General features: G+C 70.6%; 18 protein-coding genes. 9 read left to right on the forward strand and 9 right to left on the reverse strand.

From position 1 onward, the window contains the following. The gene (locus tag QHF89_RS22160; protein WP_136930710.1) at window positions 1-318 is read right to left on the reverse strand and encodes a PH domain-containing protein; all 318 of its coding nucleotides are present in this window, start codon (window positions 316-318) and stop codon (window positions 1-3) included. Between the two features lie 156 nt (window positions 319-474). Here QHF89_RS22160 and QHF89_RS22165 point away from each other — a divergent pair, with 156 nt between their 5' ends. Beyond that, a complete protein-coding gene (locus QHF89_RS22165) occupies window positions 475-846 on the forward strand; it encodes a response regulator (protein WP_136930711.1) in 372 nt (123 codons plus the stop codon). Window positions 847-863: 17 nt separating this feature from the next. Here QHF89_RS22165 and QHF89_RS22170 read toward each other — a convergent pair whose 3' ends face one another. After that, the gene (locus tag QHF89_RS22170; protein WP_136968004.1) at window positions 864-1,328 is read right to left on the reverse strand and encodes a YbhB/YbcL family Raf kinase inhibitor-like protein; all 465 of its coding nucleotides are present in this window, start codon (window positions 1,326-1,328) and stop codon (window positions 864-866) included. A 153-nt stretch (window positions 1,329-1,481) separates the two neighbouring features. On the opposite strand from QHF89_RS22170, the gene QHF89_RS22175 reads away from it, so the two are divergent. Continuing rightward, window positions 1,482-2,588 carry a hypothetical protein gene (locus QHF89_RS22175; protein WP_136968005.1) on the forward strand — a complete coding sequence of 369 codons (1,107 nt, stop codon included), beginning with the start codon at window positions 1,482-1,484 and terminating at the stop codon, window positions 2,586-2,588. Window positions 2,589-2,754: 166 nt separating this feature from the next. Continuing rightward, window positions 2,755-3,228: a hypothetical protein gene (locus tag QHF89_RS22180; protein ID WP_136930714.1), complete on the forward strand. Its 474-nt coding sequence runs from the start codon at window positions 2,755-2,757 to the stop codon at window positions 3,226-3,228. A 3-nt stretch (window positions 3,229-3,231) separates the two neighbouring features. On the opposite strand, the gene QHF89_RS22185 is transcribed toward QHF89_RS22180, so the two are convergent. From QHF89_RS22185 to QHF89_RS22195, 3 genes are all read right to left on the reverse strand, one after another. Then, window positions 3,232-4,245: a diacylglycerol/lipid kinase family protein gene (locus QHF89_RS22185; RefSeq protein ID WP_136968006.1), complete on the reverse strand. Its 1,014-nt coding sequence runs from the start codon at window positions 4,243-4,245 to the stop codon at window positions 3,232-3,234. Window positions 4,246-4,373: 128 nt separating this feature from the next. After that, window positions 4,374-5,447, reverse strand: coding sequence for a hypothetical protein (locus tag QHF89_RS22190; RefSeq protein WP_136930716.1), 1,074 nt, complete (start codon window positions 5,445-5,447; stop codon window positions 4,374-4,376). Window positions 5,448-5,692: 245 nt separating this feature from the next. Then, window positions 5,693-7,015, reverse strand: a complete 1,323-nt coding sequence (locus tag QHF89_RS22195; RefSeq protein WP_284720793.1) for a hypothetical protein — start codon at window positions 7,013-7,015, stop codon at window positions 5,693-5,695. 186 nt (window positions 7,016-7,201) lie between these two features. On the opposite strand from QHF89_RS22195, the gene QHF89_RS22200 reads away from it, so the two are divergent. After that, on the forward strand, window positions 7,202-8,557 hold the full coding sequence (locus tag QHF89_RS22200) for an MFS transporter (protein WP_284720794.1): 1,356 nt from the start codon (window positions 7,202-7,204) through the stop codon (window positions 8,555-8,557). Here QHF89_RS22200 and QHF89_RS22205 read toward each other — a convergent pair. After that, window positions 8,554-10,029, reverse strand: a complete 1,476-nt coding sequence (locus tag QHF89_RS22205) for a metallophosphoesterase family protein (RefSeq protein WP_136968008.1) — start codon at window positions 10,027-10,029, stop codon at window positions 8,554-8,556. The genes QHF89_RS22200 and QHF89_RS22205 overlap by 4 nt on opposite strands. 176 nt (window positions 10,030-10,205) lie before the next feature. On the opposite strand from QHF89_RS22205, the gene QHF89_RS22210 reads away from it, so the two are divergent. Further along, on the forward strand, window positions 10,206-10,997 hold the full coding sequence (locus tag QHF89_RS22210) for a hypothetical protein (protein WP_136968009.1): 792 nt from the start codon (window positions 10,206-10,208) through the stop codon (window positions 10,995-10,997). Between the two features lie 307 nt (window positions 10,998-11,304). Here the strand turns inward: QHF89_RS22210 and QHF89_RS22215 are convergent, their stop codons facing one another. Both QHF89_RS22215 and QHF89_RS22220 read right to left on the reverse strand, forming a co-directional pair. Beyond that, window positions 11,305-12,579: a patatin-like phospholipase family protein gene (locus QHF89_RS22215; protein ID WP_136930720.1), complete on the reverse strand. Its 1,275-nt coding sequence runs from the start codon at window positions 12,577-12,579 to the stop codon at window positions 11,305-11,307. Continuing rightward, window positions 12,576-17,000, reverse strand: a complete 4,425-nt coding sequence (locus QHF89_RS22220) for a serine/threonine-protein kinase (protein ID WP_284720795.1) — start codon at window positions 16,998-17,000, stop codon at window positions 12,576-12,578. Before QHF89_RS22220 ends, QHF89_RS22215 begins: the two co-directional genes overlap by 4 nt. Window positions 17,001-17,084: 84 nt before the next feature. Here QHF89_RS22220 and QHF89_RS22225 point away from each other — a divergent pair, with 84 nt between their 5' ends. Further along, window positions 17,085-18,260: a hypothetical protein gene (locus QHF89_RS22225; RefSeq protein WP_136968011.1), complete on the forward strand. Its 1,176-nt coding sequence runs from the start codon at window positions 17,085-17,087 to the stop codon at window positions 18,258-18,260. A 206-nt stretch (window positions 18,261-18,466) separates the two neighbouring features. Next, window positions 18,467-20,275 carry an ATP-dependent zinc metalloprotease FtsH gene (ftsH, locus tag QHF89_RS22230; RefSeq protein ID WP_136968012.1) on the forward strand — a complete coding sequence of 603 codons (1,809 nt, stop codon included), beginning with the start codon at window positions 18,467-18,469 and terminating at the stop codon, window positions 20,273-20,275. A gap of 376 nt (window positions 20,276-20,651) precedes the next feature. Here ftsH and QHF89_RS22235 read toward each other — a convergent pair whose 3' ends face one another. Next, complete coding sequence (locus tag QHF89_RS22235) at window positions 20,652-24,185, reverse strand: serine/threonine-protein kinase (protein ID WP_136930724.1); 3,534 nt, start codon at window positions 24,183-24,185, stop codon at window positions 20,652-20,654. A gap of 107 nt (window positions 24,186-24,292) precedes the next feature. On the opposite strand from QHF89_RS22235, the gene QHF89_RS22240 reads away from it, so the two are divergent. Continuing rightward, window positions 24,293-24,544, forward strand: coding sequence for a MoaD/ThiS family protein (locus tag QHF89_RS22240; RefSeq protein WP_136968013.1), 252 nt, complete (start codon window positions 24,293-24,295; stop codon window positions 24,542-24,544). A gap of 13 nt (window positions 24,545-24,557) precedes the next feature. Continuing rightward, a complete protein-coding gene (moaA, locus tag QHF89_RS22245; RefSeq protein WP_284720796.1) occupies window positions 24,558-25,598 on the forward strand; it encodes a GTP 3',8-cyclase MoaA in 1,041 nt (346 codons plus the stop codon). Window position 25,599 lies beyond the last annotated feature (1 nt).

Raw genomic sequence — 25,599 nt, forward strand, 5'->3', positions numbered from 1 at the left:
CTACCTCGTACGCTCACGCAGCAGGGCGAGCACGGCCTCGTGATCGTCCGGCGTGAGCGCGATCTTCACGAAGCTACCCCGGTCGAGCACGAGGCATCGATCCTTGCCAGGCCGTTCCATGTCGAGGTGGAACCAGTACGGCGCCGGGCCCATGCCCCAGAGCCGCAGCTTGCCCGTGAGCCAGCCCATCGGCGTGTCGTCCACGCGACGGATCTCGCTGTACGGGATCCGCTTGCTGCCGACGGGAAAGTAATATCGCTTGATGGTGAGCGCATCGTCGTCACACACGACGTGCGCGTCTTCGTACAGGACGGTCATGGGCGTGACGTTGGGGGCAGGTGACCCTGGAGACAATACCCCCGACCTGCGCTCGGGGGCGATGGAGCGGCGATCGGAGCGGCTCGATCTGGCCCGCACCCGGGTCTCGATGTAGAAGGGACGAACGGGCCCTTCGGGGCCGGAGCGAGTGAAATCATGCGAGTGCTCGTCTGCGAAGATCAGGACGCCATCCGCCGGATGATCGAGACGCTGGTCGGTTCGAGCGGTCACGAGGTGGTGGGCGTCGCCACGGGCGCGCAAGCCGTGGAGCGCGCCTCGACCGAGCGGTTCGACATCCTGCTGCTCGACCTCATGCTCCCGGGCACGCTCGACGGCTTCGAGGTCTGTACGCGCCTGCGCCGTGACCCGTCGACGAAGGATCTGCCGATCTTCGTGATCAGCGCGATGGACGACCCCGAGTCACGCGCGCGCGTGAAGGAAGCCGGCGCGACCGCGTTCTACGCCAAGCCCTTCCGGCCGCTCGAGCTCCTGAAGGACATCCAGGCCATCGCGGCCACCATCAAGTGACACGGTAGAGCCGCTGATCAAGCGGCCTTTTCGTACGTGCCCACGAGGTGCGCCTCTTCGAGCACGTGCCCTTCCATGGCGCGCTCGAGCTCGGCCTTCGTCGGCGTCCCGAGATCCGGCAGGATCATGTCGAGCGCATAGAGCTTGTGGAAATAACGGTGCCGCCCGATCGGCGGACACGGGCCGCCGTACACGTCGCGGCCCCAGTCGTTTTTCCCCGCGAGCGCGCCCGGAGGAAGCTCGGCGCCCGCGGAGAGGGCCGTCGTCGCGGGCGGGAGGTTGTAGACGACCCAGTGCACCCACGTCCGTTTCGGGGCGCGTGGATCCGGCGCGTCCGGATCGTCCACGATGAGCGCCAAGCTCTGCGTGCCCGGCGGGACCGACGCAAAGGCGAGCGGCGGGGATCGATCGTCGCCCTCGCAGGTGTGCTCCCTCGGGATCGGACCGTTCGGCGCGAACGCGGTGGACGTGATCGTCAGCATGCTCCCTCCTCCGGCGCCCGTGGTTCGTTGCAGGCGTGGCGCTCGGGATCTCTGCGGCTCGTGGCGCCCTGTTCCCATACCCCGCGGCACGTCGCGCGTGGTTCGGCCCGGTCGGACCTGACACCCTCGCGAAAACGAGATACATCGTGCGCCATGGCTCTACGCGCGAACGTGGCCCGAGGCGCGAGCATGATCGCGCTCGGGCTCGTGATCTCCACGATCGGATGTCAGGAAGAGAAGAAGCCCGCGGCGCCCATCGCCGACGCGGGCGCGGACGCCCAGACCGGGCCGGTCGTCGGCGGCAAGCTCGGCGAAGCCCTCGCCGCTGCGGCCCAGGCACCGCCGCCTGCACAGTCCGCCGGCCCGAAGGACGCCGCGGGGGGGCCGCCCGAGTCTGGCATCTTCGAGCCCGCCGCGGCCGACGCCGCCTTCTCGCCCACGGCGACGCCGAAGCTCGAGATCTTCGGGGACGGCAGTGATCCGAAGGTGCCGCTCTCGTACGCGTTCGCGGGCGGAGACGAGCGCAAGACGACGCTCCTCCTGCAGGTGCGCGCGGCGCAACAAGGCCTGCCGCCGCTCATCGTCGAGCTCGTCTTCAAGGCCGACAAGGCGAAGGACGACAAGAAAAAGACCGACAAAGCGGCCGAGCCGGCCCCGGCGGGGCAACCCGTGGTCGTGAAGATCGCGGCGGTGAAGGCGATCCGCGGCGACGTGCCGGCCGAGCTGAAGAACCTGAAAGACAGCGTGATCCGGTATCGGCTCGGGCCCTCCGGGATCGCCACGGATCTGGCGATCGAGTACCCGAAGGACTCGACGCCGGGGATCGAGCTCGTGACGGGCTCGCTGGTCGACGCGGTGCTCGCCTCGACGGTGCCTCTGCCCGACAAGCCGGTCGGCGTCGGCGCGTACTGGATGGTGACGGATCGGGCGCGCTCGTCGGGCGTGGATGTGCTGCGGTACCGCGTGGCGAAGGTGGAGAAGCTCGACGGCAAACGGGCGACGCTCTCGCTCGAGGTCCGGCAATACGCCGCGAACGCGACGCTCGGCCTGCCGGGCTTGCCGAAGGACGTGCCCGTGTCGCTCGAGCGCTACGAGTCGCGTGGCAAGGGCGAGATCGAGGTCGGCGACACGCGCTTCATGCCCGAGCGGGGGCAGATCGCGCTCGTGATGCAGTCGCTGTTGAAATCACCGAATCAGCCGGCGGGGCAGCAGCTCGTGATCCAAACGGAGACGAAAGCCGCGCTCGGGGCCGCACCCTGACGCGCAGGACGGGCGCACGAACACCGAGCGATCCCGTCCGCTTTGCGATGATTCCGTGCGGCACGTTCCTTCTTCGCGGAGAGGGGCGTTGGCGACACTCGTGCATAAAACCCCTGTGGGGAGGCGCGGCGAGCCCGTCCGACGGCGGGGTCCTCGCGGTATCAACATGGGGGACGCCAAGAACAAGGAGACCGCGCAATCGGAGATCCCGGCGAGCCTGTCGAATTTCCTCGCCGATGCCTCGCTGACGGACGGCCAGAGGCGCCGGATCGCCCTGTTCCGCAGCGTGGAGAGCGCCGTCTGCTCGCGCATCGAGCAGATCTGCGTGACGAGCGGGCTCGACGTCGTGGACGTGGCCGTGCTCGTCGTGGACGTCTCCGCGCACGAGCTGTTCTTCCAGGACGAAGAGCCCATCGGCACGTGCGTGCTCATCGGGCACCGCGACAAGGTCCACGCCTTCCTGCGCTCGGCGCTCCCGCCCGCGGAGGACGCTCCGTTCGACCCGTACGAAGACCTCCGCACGGCCGCGCCCGCCCGGTGCGTGCGCGTGATGATCGTCGACCAGGAGTCGCTGACCGTGATGAGCTACGGGACGTTCGTCACGGTGCGGCTCGACGCCGCCGACATGCCCGAGGCGTGAGCCTCAAGAGTTGCCCGGCTGAATCCAGGGCGGGGGGAACATGAACGTGCTCCCGCCCGGCGGCCGGATGCCCGCTTTGTGCTCCACGACGATCTGCACGCGTGGCCCCACGCGCATCTCGAGCGGCCCGCGATGCTCGTGGAGATCCCCGTCGAGCACGTACCGCACCACGCCCGAGCGAGCCTCCAGGATCGCGTGCTCGGCGAGGTGGTCGTACGTGTGCTCCTCGCCCATCGGGCGCGCCTGCCAGATGTCCGGGAGCTTTTTGACGAACCCGAGCGCGCTCGTGTGGATGCCGAGGATGTGGAAGCGGCCCGGGACGTGCCCCGAGCGATAGAAAGGCCGGAATCCGAGGCCAATCTGATCGACCGTGCCCGCCGCGATGCAGAGGTAGTCCCGCATGGGCAAACGCACGCCGCCAGAGAGCTCCACGGAGCCTTCCCAGCGCTCGGCCACCGGCGTCCGGTGCCCGAGCATGACGTTCTTGCTGGCCTCGTAAAGCGTCGACGCGGCGTGGACGGGGTTCGGCTCGGGGTGCCGGTAGTACTCGGCCATGTATCCGTGGATCGCGCCCGTGCCGAAAATGAACCCGTAATGGTCGTCGATTCGCATCGTGTTGCGCTCGACCACCCGGAGCGAGGCCTTTCCACGCTCGTTGTAGCGGGCGATCAGCGCCGCGAGCAGGCCGTCGGGCTTGCCGCGGGGCACGCCGACGGCGTTCGCGACCGTGTTCATCGTCCCGCCGCGCAGGAACGCGATCGGCGGCAGCGGCTCGTCGCTGTAGACCCCGAGGAACCCGGTCAGCGTGATGTGATTCGTGCCGTCTCCGCCGGAGATGCCGAGCACGTCGATCTTGAGTTTTCGGAAATCCTCGGCGATTCGCGCGAGGTCCTCCCTCGTCTGCGCGGTGCGGACGACGCCTCGATCGCCGAGGGTCCGCGCCAGCCGCGAGGCCGCGGCCGGGTCGCGGCGGTTCTGTCGGGAGCGCGGATTCAGAACGACGCCAATGCCACCCATGTCTTCATCCGTTACGGGATTGCGTCGAAACGTCAAGAACTTCGCGACAGCGAAATGCTTCAAAACGCCTGCGAAATGGCCTTCGCGGAGGTGGCGATTCGATTACGCGTGTCGTTCGAAGCGTTCGATCACGACTTCCCGCGTGGCGTTTTCCAGCGGGCTTCGAGATGGACACGCACGATATCGGCCATGAGTCCGATGTGCGCGCAGTGATCGGGCTTGTCGTCGCCGGTGTAACCACGGACGTGGAAATCACCCTTGTCGTAACGACGGATGAGGTCGAGCCCGAGCACGTCCGCGCGCTTGGCCTTCTTCGGCTTGCCCTTGAGTTCACCGATGACGTAACTCGCGACCTCGGTCGTCGACGCGTAGCCGGGCGGGATGATCGACGAGTGGCTCAGGAACATGAACGCCTGCTTCTTCGCGGCGCGCTTGGCGTAGTCCACGAAGACGTCGATCTGCCCCGTCTTCAGCGCCTTCGAGCGCTCGTCGATGTACCCCGTGTGCAAGGAGTCGAGCAGGATGACCGCGTCGATACGCTTGCCCGACGGCTGGCGGAGGATCTGCTCGATCGCGCCGTACCCCGCGCTCCACGATGAGAGCGCGAGCTTGCGGACGTGCGCCTTGGGGTTGCCCGTCTTCTTCGCCATCGCCGCCTCGACGCTCGCGAGGAGCTGCGTGAACGTGTTCGGCGCCGCGAACCCTTGCGCGTACGCGCCCGAACCGATGCCGAGGTCGATCCCCACGAGGACCGCGCCCTTGGCGGTCTTGACGAACTCCTTGCGGATCGGCTCGTGGCCGTGGAAGTGGACGACGAGGTCGAAGCCGCCGCTCTTCGTGATGCCGCCCTTCTTCGGGGCGATCATCTGGCCGATCGTGGGCTCGTTCGACCAGCGGTCGTAGATCCCGAAGCCCGGGTCGGGGGTCATGCAGGGGTGGATGCCGCCCCGGCGCTTTTTCGCAGGCGCGCTCGCCTGCTTGCCTTCGCCCTTGGGCGCCGCCGCCGCGGTCGCCTCGGCCTTGGGCGCGACGAGGACCGCGGGCTTGTTGTCCGCCTCTTTTGCAGCTTCCTGGGCCTCGGGCTTGGGCGCGGCGTCCTCGGCCGATGCGGGCAGGGACGCGAGGAGAGAGGTCGCTCCGAGGAGCGAGACGAGCGCGCCGATGCGGGAGAGGCTCTTCGAGGAAAGGGAAAAGAAGCGCATCCGGGTCTTGGCCTCCTCGCATGAATACGACGGAGAGGCGAGTTTATTGCCGCGGACGGCCGAGCTCGTGAAGAAAGTTCGGGGGTCGAGAGCGCCGACCCGTTCGGCGCTCTGCGAGATCGCGAAGCGAGCTCGCCTCGGGGGGTGAATCGACCGGGCCTTGCCCGGGCGAGAGGGGGACGCGAGGCGTCCCCCTCGGGACAAAAGAGCTAGAACATCAAGCGGTTGTCAAACCGATCGATGTTCTAGTGGCCGGGGTAGCCGCCGCCTGGGGGAAAACCGCCGCCCGGGGGATAACCGCCGCCGGGGGGATACCCCTGGGCCATGGCCTGCTGCGGGTAGGGCTGGGCCGCGCCGGCGTCGGCGGCGGCGAGGATCTGCTCCTCGGCCTGGGAGGCGAGCTGCGCGACCGTGGCGGCCTGCTCCTGCGCGGAGAGCTTGCTGAAGAAGGCCCAGAACTCGGGCTCGCGGCCGAGGTGCACCGTGGAGAGGACGAGCACGATCGGGACCGCGGGCTTCTCGATGTCCGCGAGCTCGGTGGCGCGCCTGCGCCAGTTCGAGAGGCCCTCGAACATGCGCACGGTCCACTGGAAGCCGAGGCCGAGCAGGAGGCCGACCATGACGCCCGCGACGAAGATGTCGGCGTCGAGCGGGAACACGAACGCCGCGACGAGGCCCCCCACGCCGGCGCCGATGACGAGCCCCGGCTCGCCGCCGTTGTGCTGCGAAGCGAGCGTGAGCAGCGCCGCGGCTTGCATGCCGGAGTTGCCCGTCTTCGCGGCCTCGCGCAGCGGCAAAAGCGTCTGGAGGCGCCGCGAGGCCGCCGCGCGCACGCTGAGGAAACTCGCGAGGAGGGTGAGCACGCCGATGAGCACGCCGAGGCCGACCGCGAGCTCGCGCGAGAGCAGGCCCTTCGGCAGAGCCTCGCGCACCTGCGCGGTCTTCGCCTTCTCCTGCTCGGCGTCGGCGGCCTTCTTGAGCGTCGCCTCGGTCTCCTTCGTCGTTTCGAGCACCTTGTCGACCGGCGCTTCGCCGAGCGCCGCGAGCAGCTTGCGCGCCGCCTCGACCTGCGACTTGTAGTCCTCGCCGGGGGCCACGGCGGCCGCGCTCGTGACGGCCTCCCAGCCTCGCGCCGCCTCGGGCTTGGCGCCGGTCACGCTCTCCACGAGCGGCCGACACGGCGCGAGCAGCTTGACCTGCTTGTAGGACGGGAGCGCCGAGGGCCAGGCGAGATCGACGTCGGGCTCTTTCTCCTTCGGCGGCGGCTTCTTGCCTTTCACCGGCGGCGGCGTGGCGCTCGGCGTGGCCGTCGCGGCGAGGCGCGCGGCCTTCGCGGAGGCCTTGAACACGGGGATCTCCGTGTTCAGCCGATCGGCGGCGGTCTGGCAGGCCTTCGCCTGCTGCGCCTTCGTCTCCGCGGCCTTCGCGGCGGCGATCGCCGCGGGGTCGGGGATCAGCCGTCCTTCCGCCGTGACGAGCCGCACGACCGCGCCTCCGAACGAGAGCACGAGCGCGGTCAGCGCGATGATCGTCCAGCGCATCTCCTCGCGTCGGGTGTAGACGTTCACCGCGCTTCCCCCATCCCGGAAACCGTGGCCCCAGAGCGGCGCCGGCAGAGCCTCGACATGTCGTCTCCACGTCTAAACGAGATGACCGAAAACCGCTACCGTCTGGACGTGCCCCCCGGCATTTCCGCGGTGCGTCGGCCAGAAGGTGGGCCCGCCGGGGCGTTCTGGTGTAGGGGACTCGGCAACGTGTCCGTCGTCGAACGAGCGCCCGCCCGCGCGGAGGTGGCCTCTCCGGGGCCTTCTCTCGAAGAGGTCTACGCGCCTGCAAAGGAAGCGGCGCCGGCGGAGCCGCGGCGCGAGGCCGAGGACAAGGCCGCGGAGAGCCCGTTGCGGGCGGCGCCCTGGGTCGCCACGACGTACTTCGGCGAGGGGCTGCCGTACTCGATCGTGCATCAGGTCAGCGCGGAGCTCTTCACGGCGTTCGGCGCGAGCCTGCAGGCGATCGGGTACACGGCGCTCTACGGCTTCGCGTGGAACGCGAAGTTCCTCTGGAGCCCGCTCGTCGACATGTACGGCAAGAAGCGGGGCTGGGTCGTCGCGACCCAGATCGCGCTCGGGCTCGCGGTGCTCGGGCTCGCGATGCCGGCCGATCGCGGGGATCTGCCCGTGGTGGCGTGGGGGCTCATCGCCGTGTCGGTGCTCGCCGCGACGCAGGACATCGCGGTGGACGGCTTCTACCTCGACGCGCTGCCGGAGAAGCGGCAAGCGGGGTTCTCGGGGCTGCGCGTGGCCGCGTTCCGGGTCGCGATGCTGGTCGCGAAGGGCGGGCTCGTGGTGCTCGCGGGGATCGCAGGCGGGTGGCGCTACGCGTTCTTCGCGGCGGCCGCGATGATGCTCCTCCTCGGCGTGGGGCATGCGCTCTTCTTGCCGCGTCCCGCGGCGCCGGCGCAGGCCGAGGTCGAGGCGCGCGGGGTCCGGAAGGCCGACGCGTCGTACGTGCAAGCGTTCGTCACGTTCCTGCGTCAACCGAACGTCGGTCTCGTGCTCGCGTTCATCCTGACGTTCCGCGCGGGCGACGCGCTCATGTTCGCGATGCACACGCCCTTCTTGAAGGATCTCGGCCTGAACCTCGCGGAGCGCGGGTTCGTGAGCGGCACGTGGGGCACGGTCTCCTCGATCGCGGGCTCGATCCTCGGAGGGATGGTGGTCTCGCGGCTCGGGCTCGAGCGGACGCTCAAGCCGATCTCGATCCTCCAGAGCGCCGCGATCCCGCTCTACGCGTGGCTCGCCTGGGCGCGACCGGGGATCGCGGCGATCACGGCCGTGGTGCTCGTCGAGCAGTTCGTGGCGTACGCGGGATCGGCCGCGTTCATGGTCTTCATCATGCGGCGCTGCCAGGGCGCCTACCGCGCGTCGCACTTCGCGATCGGCAGCGCGCTCATGTCGCTGGCCACGACGCTCGCAGGCTCGATGAGCGGGCACCTCGCGAAGAGCGTCGGGTTCACGACGTTCTTCCTGCTCGCGTTCGCGGCCTCGATCCCGGGCGTGATCCTGTCGATGTTCGTCCCCACGAACCGCGCGGACGAGGCGCCTGCGGGTTAGACGGCGCGGGCGTCGTCGCTCCGGATCTCGGGCGTCTCGCAGTACAGGACGACCTCGCTGCGCGGCGGCGCTTCGGCCTGCGGATCGCGGACGACGCGGGGCACGATCGCCCCGCGCTTCCAGGCGTAGAGCCCGCCCGTGAGCGCGCCGTGGTCGTCGCTCGTGAGCCAGACGAAGGGGTGTTCACCGATGCACGGGGTGCCGTCGGGGCCCGAGGTGGCCGCGGACCACGAGCCGCTGTTGCCGATGAACACGTCGCCCTCCCACAAGCCCTCGGGGGTGTGCGTGTGGCCGAAGACGACCGCGCGCGCGTCGTGGATCCGCGCGACGTTCCGCATCACGCGGCCGACGCGGAGCCACGTCTCGGCGAGCGGAGACTTGGGGACGAGGCGATCGTAGAGCACGAAGAGCAGGAACGGCACGATCACGCCGAGGAGCCCGAGTGGCATGCCGACGACGCCGATGAACAGGGCGCCGAGCGCCGCGCCGAGGAGGATCACGAAGACGTGATCCACCCAGAGCTCGCGCACCACGCGGAGGAGGCGCGACTCGGCGGGAGGCTCGAAGAGGCGGGCGTGACGCATGACGGCCGCGACACGTTCGCCCGTCTCGCGGGCGCAGGCGATCACGTTGCCGCGGTACCGCGCGCGGCAGAAGGGCCGCCGCGCGCGCCAGAGGCGACCGAGGATCCGCGCGGCGCCGAGCGCCCAGATCAGCGCGAGAAAGCGGCGCGAGAAGAGGTAGTAACGCGTCCAGTGCAGGAAATAGCCGAGCTTCGTCATCATGACGGAGCTGTCGTCGTGCGGGTTGAAGTAGCCGAGGCGCGAGACGAGCAGCCGCGTCCCCATCGAGCCCATCGTCGCCACGATCTCGCGCCCGCCGTCGTCGAACGGGGCCATCGGGTAGCGGTAGCTGCAGTAGGGGTCGTAGAGGTGGCCGTGCTCGACGAGCACACGATCGGGCGTGACGTGCATCCACGCGCGGAAGTGGATCCGCAGAGCGATCGCGGCGCGCGCGCTCGGGCTGCGATCCCGCGCCACGAGGGCGCACGCGGCGTCGCAGAGGCGGGCCGTGAGGTGCGCGCGGACCTCGGGCAGCGTGAGCAGGACGTCGTGGTTGCCCGACACGATCACGATCTCGTGCCCCTCGTCGAGCACGCGCCCGAGCGCTTCGAGGACGATCGGGTGATCATCCAGGATCGCCGCGATCGCCGGCACGCCATGGTCGGCGTCGCGCGGGAGATCGTGGCAAGCGCTGCGCCCGTCGATCACGCGCGGGGCGTCGAAGTCGAAGACGTCGCCGTTCAGCGTGAGCGTCATCCGCTGCCCGCGGACAGCGTCGAGGAGCGCGTCCAGCATGCCCGCGAGCTCGCCGTCCGGCAGGAAGGCGCGCTGCCGATGACGCATCCACGGGCCCGTCCCCGGCTCCACTTCGCAGAGGTGGATGTCGGAAATTACGACCGTGTGATGCATTACGTTAAGGATGGCACGACGGCGAGGCGCACGCCTGCCAGGGGATCTCCTAACGGCTCGAAATTATTGGGAACGGATGGGGCGCGTCGGTGGCGTCCCGACGGGATTTTGGAGCCCGCAAGGTCTTGCCGAGGGGTGGCGCGGACGCCCAGGTTCTACCGAGGCGGAGGGGAGCGATGCGGGCAACCGAGGCGTTGGGGCGGGCGATGGGCGGGCTTTTGTCCCCGATCGCGGGGGAGGGGAGCTTGCTCCGGCGAGCGCGGCTCTTCCATCCGGACGGCGTCTTGTTCCGGGCAGACGTGCGTGCGCTCGCGCGTGAGGGCGCCGTGGGGGAGCTCGCGCAGAGGCTCGCGGGGCCCGCGCTCGTGCGGCTTTCGAGCGCGTGGTGGCGTCACGAGAAGGAGCTGCCGGACGCGCTTGGGATCGCGGTGCGCTTCTGCGGGCGCGCGCCGACGGCGACGTCGGTGGAGGCCTCCGCGCGGGATCAGGACCTGCTCTTTGCGACGTTCCAGCACGTCTGGTCCCTGCCGTTCGCGCCGCTCACCACGAACGTGCACGACTTCCTGGCGAACGAGTACCACGCGATCCTGCCGTTCTACGTGCTCGGTCTCGGGCGCGTAAAATTCAGGCTCGTGCCGGGGCGGCAGCGGGAGACCCGAGGGAGCCGGCGCGAGCGGATCGAGCGAGCCGTGGCCGCGAAGAACGCGGTGCTGCGGCTCGAGGTCACGCAAGCGGGGGCGCTCGGCGCGCGGCTGCGTTCGCCGGAGCAGATCCTGCGCATGTCGCGATGGGAGGCCGTGGTGGTGATCGATCTGGAGGAGCGATCGCTCGTGGATCAGGAGGCGCTGTCGTTCACGCCGTTCCACGCAGGCCGCGGGATCATGCCCGTCGGGCTGTTCCAGATGATGCGCGCCGCCACCTACGCCGCGAGCCGCGCAGGGAGGAAGGTCGCGGCGATCGAGGGCTAGATACGATGCCCCGCGGGGGTCGACACGCGGCGACCCCTTCGGTCGACGATGACCGGCGTGTGTCGACGACGAGGCGCCCCCCTCGGTCGACGAGGACCGGCGTGTGTCGACGACGAGGCGACCCGCACGCGTCACGAGGACCGGCGTGTGTCGACGCGCGACGCCCCCCTCGGTCGACGATGACCGGCGGGTGTCGACGACGAGGCGACCCGCACGCGTCATGATGACCGGCGTGTGTCGACGACGAGGCGACCCACACGCGTCACGATGACCGGCGTGTGTCGACGCGAGGCGACCCCCTCGGGACTCAGTCCACCGGCGGCGGGATCGTCCAGCTCGTGTTTTCGGCGTGGCGCGGCTCGTCGTCCTCGTCCGCGCTGCCGAAGAAGTCGGCGATGTCGTGCCGGCGCGCCTCGGCGTCGGCGCGGCCGAGATCGATGAGCCTGCGCGCGAAGGCGCCGTCGAAGAGCAGGTAACTCGCGAGGTCCGCTTCGGTCGCTTCGCCGACGTCGACGAGCGTGAGCATGCGCCGCGCGAACGCCGGGCCGCCGTGGATGTTGCCGCGGCGCACGTACTCGGCCGCGAGCTTGCCGATGTCCTCGCTCGGGCGCACCACCAGCGAGTTGATGCGGTTGTACGGCATGGCTCCGCGTCGCTCGGCGCTCGTGTTGACCGTCTGCAGGAAGTCGCCGCCGAAGGTCTTCTCCGCGTCCTCGATGATGTGGTTCAAGCGCGTCATCACCTCGAGGTCCGTCTGGATGTGATCGAGGAGGAACGCGTTCAGGATCTTGCCGAGCAGGAAGGCCGCGCCCGGCGGCTTCTCGTCTTCGGGCATGGTGCTCGGGCCCGTGAGCTCGCGCGAGAGGCCGATCGCGAAGACGTGCGTCGCGCCGAGCCGGAGCGCGGGCGCGATCGGCGTGTTCTGCCGGACGCCGCCATCCATGAAGAGCTCACGGCCGATGCGGACGGGCGGGAACAAGATGGGGATCGACGCAGAGGCGAGCGCGTGCAGCGGGCCGATGTGCGCGCCGCGGATGAGCGTGCGCGGCGGCGCCGTCGTGGGCAGCGCGCCGTCGGGGCCGGTCTGCATGAAGATGACCGTGCGGCCCGACGCGACCTCGGTGGCCGAGACGCTGAGCGCGCCGAGGTGGCCGCGGCGGAGCGTGCGCGCGATGGCCCGCCACGGGATCTCGCGCTCGACGAGCTTGGCCATCGGCGTGACGTCGAAGACGCCGGCCGCCGCCTTGCCGCCGCCGAACAGGACACGCGGCAGGCTCACGGCCTGGCGGAGGCTGAAGCCGAGCACGTCCGGCAGATCGAGCTCGGTCCAGAGGTTCGCGAGGCGGCGGATGCCGGTCGTCGCATCGCTGAGGTGCGCGGCGAGGAAACACGCGTTGATGGCGCCGACCGAGGTGCCGCAGAGGATGTCGATGCGCGGGACCGCGCCGCGCACGCGCGCGAAGTTGTCGAGCACGTACGACAGGACGCCGACCTCGTACGCGCCACGCGCGCCGCCGCCCGACAAGATCAACGCGACCTTTCGACGGCCCGCGCCCGCTCGCTTCGTGGTCTTCAAACTCATGCCATTTCGCCGCGCCGCAGCGGATCCGAACGAGGAGAGACGTCCGAACCGTCTGCCTCGGACAGAATGCGCTCGACGACGGGTCTTCGCAAGAAGAGCGCGCGGAGACGACCTTCACGAACGTAGCCGGCGACCTTGCGTACGTGCGTCGCGGCGCGGAGCAGCGCGTCACGAGCGCCGCTGGAGGCGCCTTTGCGCAGCGCTTCGATGCAGAGCGCGCGGACCTCGATGCCGTACTCGGAGAAGCTCGTGGCCTCGATCGCGCCGAGCGCCGTGCGAGCGAGCAGGACGCCGGTGTGATGTTCGCCCGCGTCGACGCGCGCGGCGGCTTCGATGGCCGTCGCGTGAATGTGGTAGCTCAAAAGACCTTGCGGCTCGGCGAGCTTGCGCGCGGCCTGCGCGTGGACGACGGCCTCGTGCGGGCGGCCTTCGGCGCGGGCGAGCAAGGCGCGGACGATGCGCTCGTGCACGGTGTCGTACGCGCTGCCGGTGACGGCGACGAGCGCGCCCGCGTCGCCGCACATGGTGGAGGCCTCGGCGTTCATGCCGAGCTCGAGGAGGATCTCCGCGGAGCAGAGGAGCGTGTCGGCGCGCGAGTCTTGATCGGCGTACCGCTCGTGCGCCTCGCGGGCGCGCTTGAGGTAACTCAGGCCGCGCTCGGTGTCGCCGAGGCGCGCGTAGGCCTGGCCCACGTTGCTGAGCGTCTTGGCGATCTGGAAGCGGCCGCCGATGGCGAGGTCGATGCCGATGGAGGAGAGGCCGAGCGCGATCGCGTCCTCGAAGCGCTCCATGACGAACATGGCGTAGGCGAGCGCGTTCTTCGCGCGCGCCTCGCTGCGGCGCGCGCCGACGGCGCGGAAGACCGCGATGGCCTCGGCGTGCGCCTCGGCGGCCTCCTCGACGCGGCCGATGCGGCGGAGCAGGACGCCCTTCGAGCGGAGGACCTCGGCGCGCAGGCGCGGCTGGAGCTTGGCGGTGTGCGTGACCTCGAGCGCGCGCTCGCAGGCGTCGATGGCGCCTTGCACGTCGCCGAGGTCGCCGAGGATCTCGGCGAGGATCGTGTACGCCTCGACCTCGAGCGCGGGCTGGCGCGCGAGGCGCGCGATCTCGGTCGCGCGCTGGGCGACGGGCAAGCCGCGCGCGAGGTGGCCATCGTCGCTGTCGAGGCGCGCGGTGCGGACGAGGGCGAGCGCGACGCCGCGGGCCTTGCCGCTCTGCCGCGCGAGCTTGCGCAGCGCTTCGAGGTGCTTGCGGCGCTCGCTCCGGCGGCCGAGGTGCCGGTAGATCGCTTCGAGCGCGGCGTGCGCGTTCATGCGGCGCGCGTCCTCGGGCGGGAGGAGCGAGAGCGCGCGGAGGTAGTAGCGGAGCGCGAGCTGCTCCTGGTGGGTCGCGCGCGCGGCGCCCGCGGCTTCGAGGTACATCTCCGCGGCGGGCACGGCCGCCTCGCCGCGCGCGAGGTGGCGGGCGACGATCGCCGCCGAGAGGCCCCGCGCGAGCGGCGTGCGCGACAAGTGCTCGCCGAGCGAGAGGTGCATGCGCGAGCGCTTGGCCGTGTCGAGCGCGAGGTAGGCGACGTCGCGCGCGAGCGGGTGGCGGAAGTCGACCGAGCCCGCGCGCCGATCGCAGAGCCCGCGCGCGCAGAGGCGCGTGATCGCCTCGTCGTCGGGCAAGCGCGCGAGCGCGAGGATGTCGGTCTCCGTCAGCGGTCCTCCGGCGGCGGCGAGCCAGTCGACGACGTCGTGCTCGGCGAGCGGGAGCTCGCGCAGGCGATCCCCGATGAGCTGTTCGAGCGTGGAGGGGAGGGCCTCGTTGCGCTCGCCGGGGCGCTCGTGCCGCACGAGCTCGTGGACGCCTTCGCCGCGCTCGACGATCTCCAGCGTGCCGCGTTCGAGCAGCGCGTCGACCATCTCCAGCAGGAAGAAGGGGTTGCCCGCGACGCGCGGGACGAGCTCGCTGCACACGGCCGCGACGCCTTCGCGGACGCCGAGCCGCGCCTCGACGAGGCGCACCTGCTCTTTCGGTTCGAGCCCACGCAGCTCGATCCGCACGAGGCCCTCGACGTACGGAAGCACGCGCTCGTCGGCGCGGGTCACGAGCACGACGAGGATCGGGAGCGGCTCGGGCCTGCGGAGCAGCTCCTTCAGAAGCTCGAGGCTCGCGCGGTCCGCCCACTGCAAGCCGTCGACGACGACGACGATCGGCTGCCTGCGCCCGAGCCCGGCGAGCAGGTGGCGTATGCCCTGCACGACGAGGTCGTGGCGGTAGTTGCTCGCGTCCTCTTCCTGGTGATCGCCGTGCTTGCCGGTCACGAGCTCGGCGAGGCGCTGGATCTCGCGCGGCGCGCTCGGGGTGCGCGCGAAGGGGCCGAAGACCTCGCGCAGCGCGCCTTGCGCCTCGTCGAGCGAGTTGTCGAGGCCCATGCCCGTCACGTCGCGCACGACGTCGGCGACGGTGGCGAGCGGCAGCTCCATCTTCACGGGCGAGCACTCGACCTGCACCACGAGCACCCCCCCCGGCAGCTCCGAGAGGAACGTCGAGACGAGCGCGGTCTTGCCGATGCCCATCTCGCCGACGACCACACGCGCCACGAGCTCGCCGAACGCCCTGCGCGACATGGGCGCCGCGTCGAAGGCCTGTGTCCTCGGACCACTCGGCGACTCCTGCGCGACGAACGCCTCCGAGGAGGGCGGCGAGCCCGGGACGCCGCCGAGCGGTGGCGAGACGGCGCGGTGATACGCGGCGTAGAGGTCCGCCTTTTCGGCGTCGCGGCCGACGAGGTCACTCTGGCCGAGCGCGAGCTCCGCCGTGCGCTCTTCCCGCGTGAGCAGGCGATCGAGCGCGTAGAGGCGCATCTGCGCGGGGACACGGAGGCCCCCCGTGTCGCCGAGCGTGAGGCTCGGCGCCTCGCCCCAGCGGAACTCACGCCGCACGAGGCGGTAGACGCCGCCCGCGACCCACGTCGTGCCGAACGGCGTCGCCGCACCCACGCGATCCGCGAGCAGATCCGCGGGCTCTTGCAGCGTGTGCCGCACGAGGTGGCCTTGGGGATCACGCTCGCCCGAGGCGATGCCCCGCACGATGCCGATGGACGCGCGCAGCGGCGCGGGGAGGTCTTCGCTCGCGCCGTCGAGCGCTTCGTGCACGTCGATCGCGAGCGTCGCGGCGTCGGCCGCGGCGCGTGAGGGGTTCGCCATGAGGCCCACGACGGCGCGCGCCGACCAGGGCGACTCCCACGACCACACCGCGCCGCGCTTGAACGCGATGTCGTCGAGCGTCTGGCGGATCGAGGCGCCCATCCGCCGCGCCGCCTGTTTGCCGTGCGCGTTCTCGAGATCGACCGTGCCGTCGATGCGCAGCGTGACGACCGCGACGTGCCGGACCTCGCGGGCGACGCGCATGTGCTTCTCGCCGTTCGTGCCTTCGGAGGGCGTCCGCGCGAGCGGCACGGCGGCGAGCGTCGCGGCCTCGGGCGCCTCGCGCGGGCTGGCGAGGGGCAGCTCGAGCTCGCGGCCGAAGAGCTCGAGGAGCATCGCCTCGATCGACGCGGAGTCGACGAGCTCTTGCTTCGCGAGCAGGGTGCGCATGATCGCCGCGCTCATGTCGCGTGCGGTCTGGAAGCGGTGCTCCCGCGGGCCTCGCATCGCCTTGAGGACGATGGCTTCGAGCTCGGGCGGCACCTCGCCGACGTGCGTCGATGGAGGCTGGAACGCGCCCGTCTTCACGGCTTCGAGCAGCGGGTCGTCGTCGAGCTTGCCGTACGGCGATCGCAGCGTGAGCATCTCGTAGAGCACGACGCCGAGCGCGTAGATGTCGCCCCTTCGATCGACGCGTTCGCCGCGCGCCTGCTCGGGCGACATGTACCCGAACTTGCCCTTCAGCACGCCGGCCTCTTCGCGGAAGAGGTTCGCGCTCGCGATGCCGAAGTCGGCGATCTTCACCGCGCCTTCGTACGAGACCAGGATGTTCTGCGGCGAGATGTCGCGATGGACGATGGCCAGCGGTACGCCGCCCTCGTCCTTGCGCTCGTGGGCGTAGTGCAGGCCCTTGGCCGCCTCGGAGACGATGTACGCCGCGACGAACGGCGGGATCCGCGCACCGGTGCGCCGCGCCGTCGACATGATCTTGCCGAGGTCGAAGCCCTCGACGTACTCCATCGAGAGCAAGAGGCCGTCGTCGCCGTGGTCGCTGAACTCGTAGACCTGGACGATGTTCGGGTGGTTCAGGCGCGTCGCGAGGTGTGCTTCCTCGACGAACATCGAGCGGAAACGTCGCGAAGAGCCGTGCGCGGGCAGGACACGTTTGACGACGAGCAGCTTGTACGTGCCCTCGGCGCCGCGTTTCTTGGCGAGGAACACCTCGGCCATGCCGCCCGCGCCGAGGCGGCGCAGGATCTCGAAGTCGGCGAGCTGGTCGGGGTGCATGGCCATCGTCGCGCGCGCGCCGTGTAGGGAGACGGGCGCCTCGGCTGCATGGTAGCGTCGCTGCCCACTCCCGTGACATCGAGCATGCTACGCCCCACGCCTTTCTCCTGCAGCAAGCGGAAGCTCGCCCTTGGCGTCTCCGCTTTCACCCTCGCGCTCGTCGCCGTGCCCGCGCTCGCCTTTGGCCAGGCGCCACCGAAGACCGGGACCGACATGGAGCTCGACCCCGATTCGAAGCCACCGCCGCCGGCCGAGCCCCCGCCGCTCCCGCCCGCGGAGGAGAACGCCTGGGGTGTCGGCGGAGCGGACGAAGAAGGCAAGTTCGCGCCTTCGGGCAAGACGGGATCGAAGAAGCGGGAAGAGGAAGAGAAGGCCGAAGAGGCGAAGGCCGAGGACTACCGCGCGCTCCCGCCGCGCGAGGTCGGCGTGGACCTGGTGATCGGCTTCGGCGAGATCCGTAATGTCCTCAGCGACACGGACCCCACCGACGTCACGGTCGCTTCGTTCGTTCCCTACTTCTTCTGGCGCCTGAACGAGACGTGGGCGATCGGCGCGCGTGTGCCCTTCGCGACGGGCAGCATCGACGGCCCGATCGAGAACCCGGTCGACTCGTTCGCGCTCGGCAACATCGAGGCGAGCGTGCACGCGCGCTTCAAGTTGAAGCGACGCATGACGCTCCCCGTGAGCCTCGCGATCACCGTGCCGACCGCGCAGGGCGACATGTTCCCCGAGCAGGACGCCGCAGGCGCGAGGCCGCAGGCGCTCTTGAACCAGGCCGTCGCCGGCGCGCGTGGCTGGGAGGAGCAAGCGCCCTACACGCCGAACCGCCTCGGCGCGTCGCCGAGCGTCGGCTTCGCATACGACACGCGCCTCCTGCACGTCGCGGCGAGCACGAAGTTCGAGCTCTTGATCAAGACGGGCGGCGGCACGCCCGAGAGCGAGGCCACCGGCACGCTGCACACGCCCGCGTACAACTGGGTGACCGGCGCGTCGTTCTTCTACGACTTCCTCGACGGCATGATCTCGCCAGGCTTGCGCGCGTGGCTCGCCGTCTCGCAGCAGCCCGTCACCAAGGGCACGAGCGATTACTCCGGCGCGCAGTTCGTGATCGAGCCCGACGTGAACAGCACGATCCCCGTCGGCAAGTCGCTCGCCGTGCGCGCGGGGCTCGGTTTCATCGTCCCGCTCGGCGGCCCCATCGGCGGCTCGAACAGCGCGACCATCAATGGATTCCGTCTTCGCGCGGGGCTCGCGTTCTGACTTCCGAGCAAACCCGGAGAGCTCCCGGAGCGGGTCGCTCGCCGAGTCTGTAAATCACGGAAATCAGAAAAGAAAACAGCATCGTCCACGCTGGCGGACAACCTCCTCGCAGCTATCGTGCTTCGCCCTGGCTGCAAACCATCGGCCGCTGCGACCGTTTTGGTCGACTGCGCGCCGGATGTGCCGGGCAGACGAGGTGCGACGCGATGGGATGGCTCTCGAGATTCGAAAAGCGGCTGGGGCGTGTGGTCGGTCCGGTGGTCGTTCTGATCATCGCGGTGACGATCGGTGCCCTCGTCTACTCGCTGCGAGGACCGCGCGAGGGGACGATCTCTTACACCGAGCTCACGCAGATCACGGGATCGCAGGCGATCACCGAGGTGCAGGTGGAAGGTGAACGCTTCTCGATCCGGGGCGCAGACGGCTCGCTTCGCGTGGGCATCGTCGGCGACGAGGAGGCGCGGCACGCGCTCGTCGACAAGTTCGCAGCCGCAGGCATCACCGTCGAGTACGGCTCGCGCGAGGGCTCGACGGGCGCGCGCGCGGCGACGGCACTCGCGCCGATCGCAGTGATGCTCGCGCTCGGCGCCGTCGGCCTCGGGATGCATCGCCGCAAGAGCCGCGCGCACTTCTCGGAGGGCCAAGCGTCCGGCGTCGGCAAGGTCCGCTTCACGGACGTCGCGGGCATGGACGAGGTCAAGGAGGCGCTCGCCGAGACGGTGGAGTTCCTCAAGAACCCCGAGCGCTTCGGGCGTCTCGGCGGACGCGCGCCGCGCGGCGTGCTGCTCACGGGGGAGCCCGGCACGGGCAAGACGCTGCTCGCGCGGGCCGTCGCGACCGAAGCCGGCGTGCCTTTCCTCACCGCGTCGGGATCAAGCTTTCAGGAGATGTTCGTCGGCGTGGGCGCGTCCCGCGTGCGCAACCTCTTCGCCGAGGCGCGCCGCGTCTCGCCGTGCATCGTGTTCATCGACGAGATCGACGCCGTCGGCCGCTCGCGGGGTCGCGGGGGCGACTCGGCCTCCGCCGATCACGATCAGACCTTGAACCAGCTCCTCGTCGAGATGGACGGCTTCGATCACACGACGGGCATCGTCGTGATGGCCTCGACGAACCGCGTCGACGTGCTCGATCCCGCGCTCCTGCGCCCCGGCCGCTTCGACCGTCAGGTCGTGGTGCCGCTGCCGGATCTGCGCGGCCGCCGGGAGATCCTCGAGGTGCACGCGCGGCCGATCGCGCTGAAGGAGGACATCGACCTCGCGCACGTGGCAAAGGTGACGCCGGGCTTCTCCGGCGCGGAGCTCGCGAACCTCTTGAACGAGGCGGCGATCCTCGCGGCGCGCAGCGGCGCGGACAAGGTCGACCTCGAGCACATCGACAAGGCGCGTGATCGCGTGCTCATGGGCGAGGAGCGCAAGAGCCTCGTGATGGACGCAGAGGAGCGGCGCGCGACGGCAGTGCACGAGGCCGGCCACGTGACGGTGGCGCTCGCGGCGAAGAACGCCGATCCGGTGCACAAGGTCTCGATCCTCCCGCGCGGCCGAGCGCTCGGCGTGACGCAGGCGCTGCCCGAGCGAGATCGGCTGCTCTACACGAAGGAGTACCTCGAGGATCAGATCTGCATGCTCATGGGCGGGCGCGCGGCGGAGATGGTCGTGCTCGGGACGATGACCGCGGGGGCGGCGGACGACATCCAGCGCGCAGCGTCGCTCGCGCGGAAGATGGTCGCCGAGCTAGGCATGAGTGAGCTCGGGCCGATCAGCGTGACGGATCATCCAGGCCACGTGACGCACAGCGAGCACCTGCACGCGCGGGTCGACGAGGTGGCGCGCAAGCTCGTCGAGCATCAGCTCGAGCGCGCGTGCCGCATCGTCCGCGAGACGCGTGAAGGCGTTCTTCTCCTCGCCGAGCGTCTGCTCGAAGAGGACACGCTCGTTGGCGCCGCGATCGTCGCGTGCTTCGAGAAGCGCGCCGATCACGAGGAGTCCGCGCCCACGGAGTTCGTGGCTTCCGCCTGAGAGGGTGCACGCCGCCTCGGTCCAGGCCGTGCTTTGAGCATGGGGGGGCTCATCGCAAAGCCGCCACGCCGCCGGGGCGCTGCCCCGGACCCCGCGGGGGGCTGTCCGCCCCCTCGACCCCGGACCAGGCACGGCCTGGACCGGTGATTGAAAAACTGCGCTCCGCGCAGTTTTTCAAACGGGCCGACGAAGAACCCAGGTTGCCAGCCGAACCCGCAGCGCGGCTGTCTTGGTTGGCAACGTTGCGGCTGGTCTTGACCGGGCTGTTCGATGAACTGCGCATCGCGCAGTTCATCGAGCTTGGGTCCAGCGCCTCGCTGGTCCGGGGTGCAGGGGGCGGACAGCCCCCTGCTGGGGTGCGGGGCAACGCCCCGCGCTAGCGACTGGGCTTCACGGAAGCCGGCGCGGCGGCGCTTGGCTCCGCGGGCGGCGGCGTCGAGAGCGGGCTCCGCGTGGAGAGCGCGCGCGTCCATGCCGCGATCGTCTCGCTCGCGGGCGCGGGCCAGCCCATGCGGCTGAACCTGCGCAGGAGTTCGGGCGTGTGATCCCCGGTGCGCCTCGGATCCTGGAACGTCTTCCGCGCGAGATCGAGCTCGTTTGCGGCGTCCTGGAACCGGCCCTCGTGGTACGCGAGCCACGCGCGGGTGAGCGCGAGGTGCTGCTTCGGCTCGGCCTCGGCGAGCCCCGTGGCTTCGCACTCGGCGAGCGCCGCGCGCGCGACCTCCGCCTGCCCACGCTCGAGCGCGATCTGCGCGACGATGATCTTGATCTCGACCCGTCCCCACGGATCGGAGAGCCGGTCGAAGAGCGCCGTCGCGGCGCGCGCGTGCGCGTCCGCCATGTCGAGCTGGCCTGCGTCGAACGCGGTCATCGCGAGCAGACGCTCGCACGCGCCCTCGCCGCGCGGGTTGCCGAGATCGCGGAAGCTCCGGCGCGACAGGAGCGCCACGCGCCGCGCTTCTTCGAGCCGACCTTCGCGGTGATCCGAGTGCGCGAGCGTCACGTCGCACTGGGCCATGCCGAGGCGATAGCCGATCGCGTCGAACTCGGCGCGCGCCGTGCGGAGGAGCGCGCGTGCCTTCTCGGGGGAGCCGCCGGCTTGCTCGACGAAGCTGTGCAGCACGAGGCATTGCGCGTGGCCGAGGCGATCGCCGACGGCCTGGAACTTCGGCCCTGCGCTCTCGAGGATGCGGGCCGCGTCGAGGTGCGCGCCGAGCAGGAAGTCGATCTCTCCGAGGATCACCTCGCAGAGCGCTTGCCCGTGCGTGTCGCCGAGCGACTGGAACATCTCGAGCGCGCTCGCCACGAGCTTGCGACCTTCGGCGGGCGCGGCGAGATCACTCGCGGCGTGACCGAGGAGCCGGAGGCACGCGGCCTCGCTCTCGGGATCGCCCGCCACGTGAAAGAGCCTGCGCGCTTCTTCGGCTTCGCGCCGGCAGTCTTCGAGCCTGCCCGCGTGCCGCAGCGCTTCGGCGCGCCACCTGCGATGCCGCGCGAGCAAGAGCCCTTCGAGGCGACCGTCGAGCAGCGATAGATCGCGCAGCGTCGCCTGCACGTCGCGCGTGCGCCCCCACGAGTCGGCGATCGAGTGGTGCAGGAGCTCCGCGGCCACGTTCACGTCGCCGGCGCGGACGAGGTTCGTCACGCGGTGGCGCACGATGCGGCGGCTGCTCGCGTCGGGGTGATGGCCGAGCGCGTTCGCGGCGGCGCGCAGGACCGCGGCTGCATCCGGCTGCACGAAGAGCTGCCCGAGCAGGTGCTCTTGCAGGAGCGCATGGGGCCACCGCAGGCGCTCTTCACCGGACGCGAGCAGGATCTGCGCGCGCTTCATCGCAGCCACCGCGCGCTCCGCGTCCACGCCGAGCGCCCCGAGCTCGAGCCGCAGCACGTCCTCGCGGATGTCTCCGCCGAGCGCCGCCGCTGCGCGTGCGCCGCGCCGGAGATCCTCGGGGATCGCGCGCAGACGATCCTCCCAGAGCTCGGCCGTCGTGCCCGCGCGCATCGCGAGCTTCGCCTCGGGGACCACGTAGCGCCCGTCGCGCAGCTCGATGTGCCCGCCCGTCGCCCATGCGTGGACGATCTGCAGCGCGAAGAGCGGGTTGCCTTTGCTGCGTTGCGCGGCCTCGACCACGGCGGCCTCGTCGAGCGGCAACGTCTCGCGCAGGAGCGCGTGCGTCTGCGTCGGGTCGAGCGGCTCGAGCGTCAGGCGATCGCCGCCGAGCTCGCGCAGGAGCCACTCGACCCACTCGCGCGCGACGGGATCCGTCATGATCGCCTCGTCGCGCACCGTGCCTACGATGAGCAGCCGCAGGCCCGGCGTCTCGCGGTGCAGCCGCGCCATGCCCTCGAACGTCGTCGGCGAGCCGTGATGCAGGTCGTCGAGCATCAAGAGGAGCGGACGGCTCTTCGCGATCTTCTGCAGCGCGTACTGCATCACGCGCCAGCGCGTCTCCGACGAGAGCGCGAAGCGCTTGCCCGTCGGGCCGATCGCGTCGCCCTGCGCCGAGGGCCGGATCCACTCGGCCGTCGCGGCGACCCACATCTTGCCTTCGTCGTCCTCGGGCGCGACCTCCCACTGGTTCAGGAGGACCTTCTCGACGACGTCGCGCCCTTCACGCTCCAGCCGGTAGTGCTGCACGATCGCGCCGACCACGCCGTCGAGCGGCGCGGCGATCTTCCGGTACCGCGCGCGCAGCGGCACCACGAGGCCTCGCTCGTGCACCTCCTCGCAGAGCCACTCCGCGAGGCGCGACTTGCCCACGCCGGCTTCGCCCGAGAGCAACAAGAAGCGGTGCTCCGGGGTCTCCGACGTGGCGATCTGCGTCGCGATGTCGAGCAGCCGCGAGCGCTCGGCCGCGCGCGCGACGAAAGGGCTCGGCCGGAGCCCGAGCAGGCCCGTCGTCGTCACCTGCGAGTCGAGGTACGTGCTCTCGACGACGAGCGGCGAGTCGCGCAGCGGCATGGACATCGGCGGCGCGGCCGAGGGCCTCGGCGTCGCCGTCGGGTCTCCGCTGCGCGGCCGCATCCGCCAGAGGAGCGCGCGCGCGTCGGCCGCGAATTCGAAGCGCTGCCACGGACGCTTGTTCATCAGGCGCCGCACGAGCGGCACGATGTCCGACGGGAGCCCGGGGCGGAGCGGCACCTCCGGCAGCGGCGCGCTCTTGTGCTTCGCGAGCAGCTCCTCGTCCGTGCCCTCGTAGGGCTCGCGGTTCGCGATCATCGTGAAGAGGACACAGCCGAGCGAGTAGAGGTCCGTCGACGGACCCACGTGCGGCGCGGCGTACCGGATCTGCTCCGGCGCCATCCACCCCGGCGTGCCCGCGCCCCAGCGGATCGTCGGCTTCGAGACGGGCGAGTTGTCGAGCCTGTGATCGACGCGATCCTGCATGAGCCACGCGAGCCCGAGATCGAGCACGTGTACCGTCGGCGGCTCGGTGTCGTCGTGCGGGATGTCGACGAGGATGTTCGAGGGCTTGAGATCTCCGTGGATGACGCCGCGCGCGTGCGCGTGCGCGAGCGCCGCGAGCACGTCGTCGGTGATCTTCCAGATGAGCGGCCACGGCAGGCCGCCTTCCTCTTGTGCGAGGTAGAGCCACTCGTGCAGCGAGCGCCCTGGCACAGCATCCATCACGAGGAAAGGCGTCCCGTCGGCGAGCGCGCCGAAGTCGCGCGCGCGCACGATGCACGGGTGCGAGAGCGCCGCGAGCGCGCGGGCCTCCTCGTGGAACCACCACGCTTCCTCGGCGCGTGGCCGCGCGCCCGGTCGGCTCAGGACCTTCACGGCCACGCGGTCGTCGGCCACGAGATCACGGCAGAGGTAGACGACCCCCATGCCGCCTCGCCCGAGCTCCCTCCTCACCTGGTACCGTCCGGCCAAAATCTTGCCGATCGTGCCGGTTTGCTCGCTCATCGGACGGGCGAATATATCGCGGCCCTGGCCGCCCGGCACGGCGGCGCGTCGGCCTGATTTCGTGCCCGAACTGTCAACGACAATCCAACAATGCTACGTTACGGAACATGTCGAACACGGTGAGGCTGCTCGCGTTCGCAGGCGCGCGGGACGTGCTCGGAGCCTCGGAGCTCGTCTTTCCGCTCGACGCGCCGTGCACCGCGGAGGAGCTTCTTCACCACGTTTGCAGCCGATTTCCCGCGCTCGTGCCGTACCGGCGATCGATCCGCGTCGCGGTCAACGGTGCGTATGCGCGGCCCGACGAGCAGGTCCATTCGGGCGACGAGGTTGCGTTGATCCCGCCCGTCGCGGGAGGGTGAGGTGATGGCGGCGATGAACGATCCGGCAGTCGAGAAGCGGCGATCTTTGCCGATGCTCGGCGCGCGCGCGCTCGTGCCGAAGCGCGCCTCGGCCGGACCGCCGCCGCGCAGCGTGCGTGTCTCGGTGACCGATCGGTGCGACTTCGCCTGCACGTACTGCCGGCCCTCGCGAAACGATGGCTACGCCGACGGGCGCCTGATGACGCCGGCGTGGAAGACGATGTTCGAGGCGCTGCGCCGCGCGGGTGTACGTCGCGTGCGGCTCACGGGCGGCGAGCCGCTCGTGCATCCCGAGATCGTCGCGATCGTCGCGCACCTGTCTTCGCTCGGCTTCGAGGATCTGGCGCTCACGACGAACGCCTCGCAGCTCGCGCGCCTCGCGCGGCCGCTGCGCGACGCGGGCCTGCATCGCGTGAACGTCTCGATCGATACACTCGACCCCGTGCGCTTCCGCGAGGTCACGCGCGGCGGGGACCTCGACGCCGTCCTCGCGGGCATCGACGCCGCGATCGAGGCAGGCTTCTCCCCGATCAAGCTGAACACCGTCGTCCTGCGCGGCGTGAACGACGACGAGCTCGAGCGCATCCTGTTATGGGCGTGGGAAAGGGGCCTCTTGCCACGCTTCCTCGAGGTCATGCCCATCGCCGAGGGGGCCAAGCTCGTCGCGGAGCACCTCGTCACCGCGGCCGAGATGCGCCGCGCGCTCGCCGCGCATCTCCTCGCCGAGGAGGCCGTCACCGATCCGGGCCTCGGCCCGGCGAAGTACGTGCGCGCCCGCCACGATCCGGGGCTCCGCGTCGGGTTCATCACGGGCACGAGCGACACGTTTTGCGAGACCTGTGATCGCCTGCGCGTCTCGTCGACGGGCGTCTTGCGGCCTTGCCTTGCGACGGACGACGGCGTGGACGCAGGGGCGCCTGCGCGCGCGGGGGACGCGGAGACGATCGTCGAGCACATCGGGCTCGCCTGGTCGATGAAGCCCGACGGGACGGTCTGGAAGGGCTGCACCGAGGAGACCGCCGCGGGTGTGTCCATGCGCGCGATCGGCGGGTAGG

It is taken from the genome of Polyangium sorediatum (assembly GCF_029946465.1).
Classification (GTDB): Bacteria; Myxococcota_A; Polyangia; order Polyangiales; family Polyangiaceae; genus Polyangium; species Polyangium fumosum.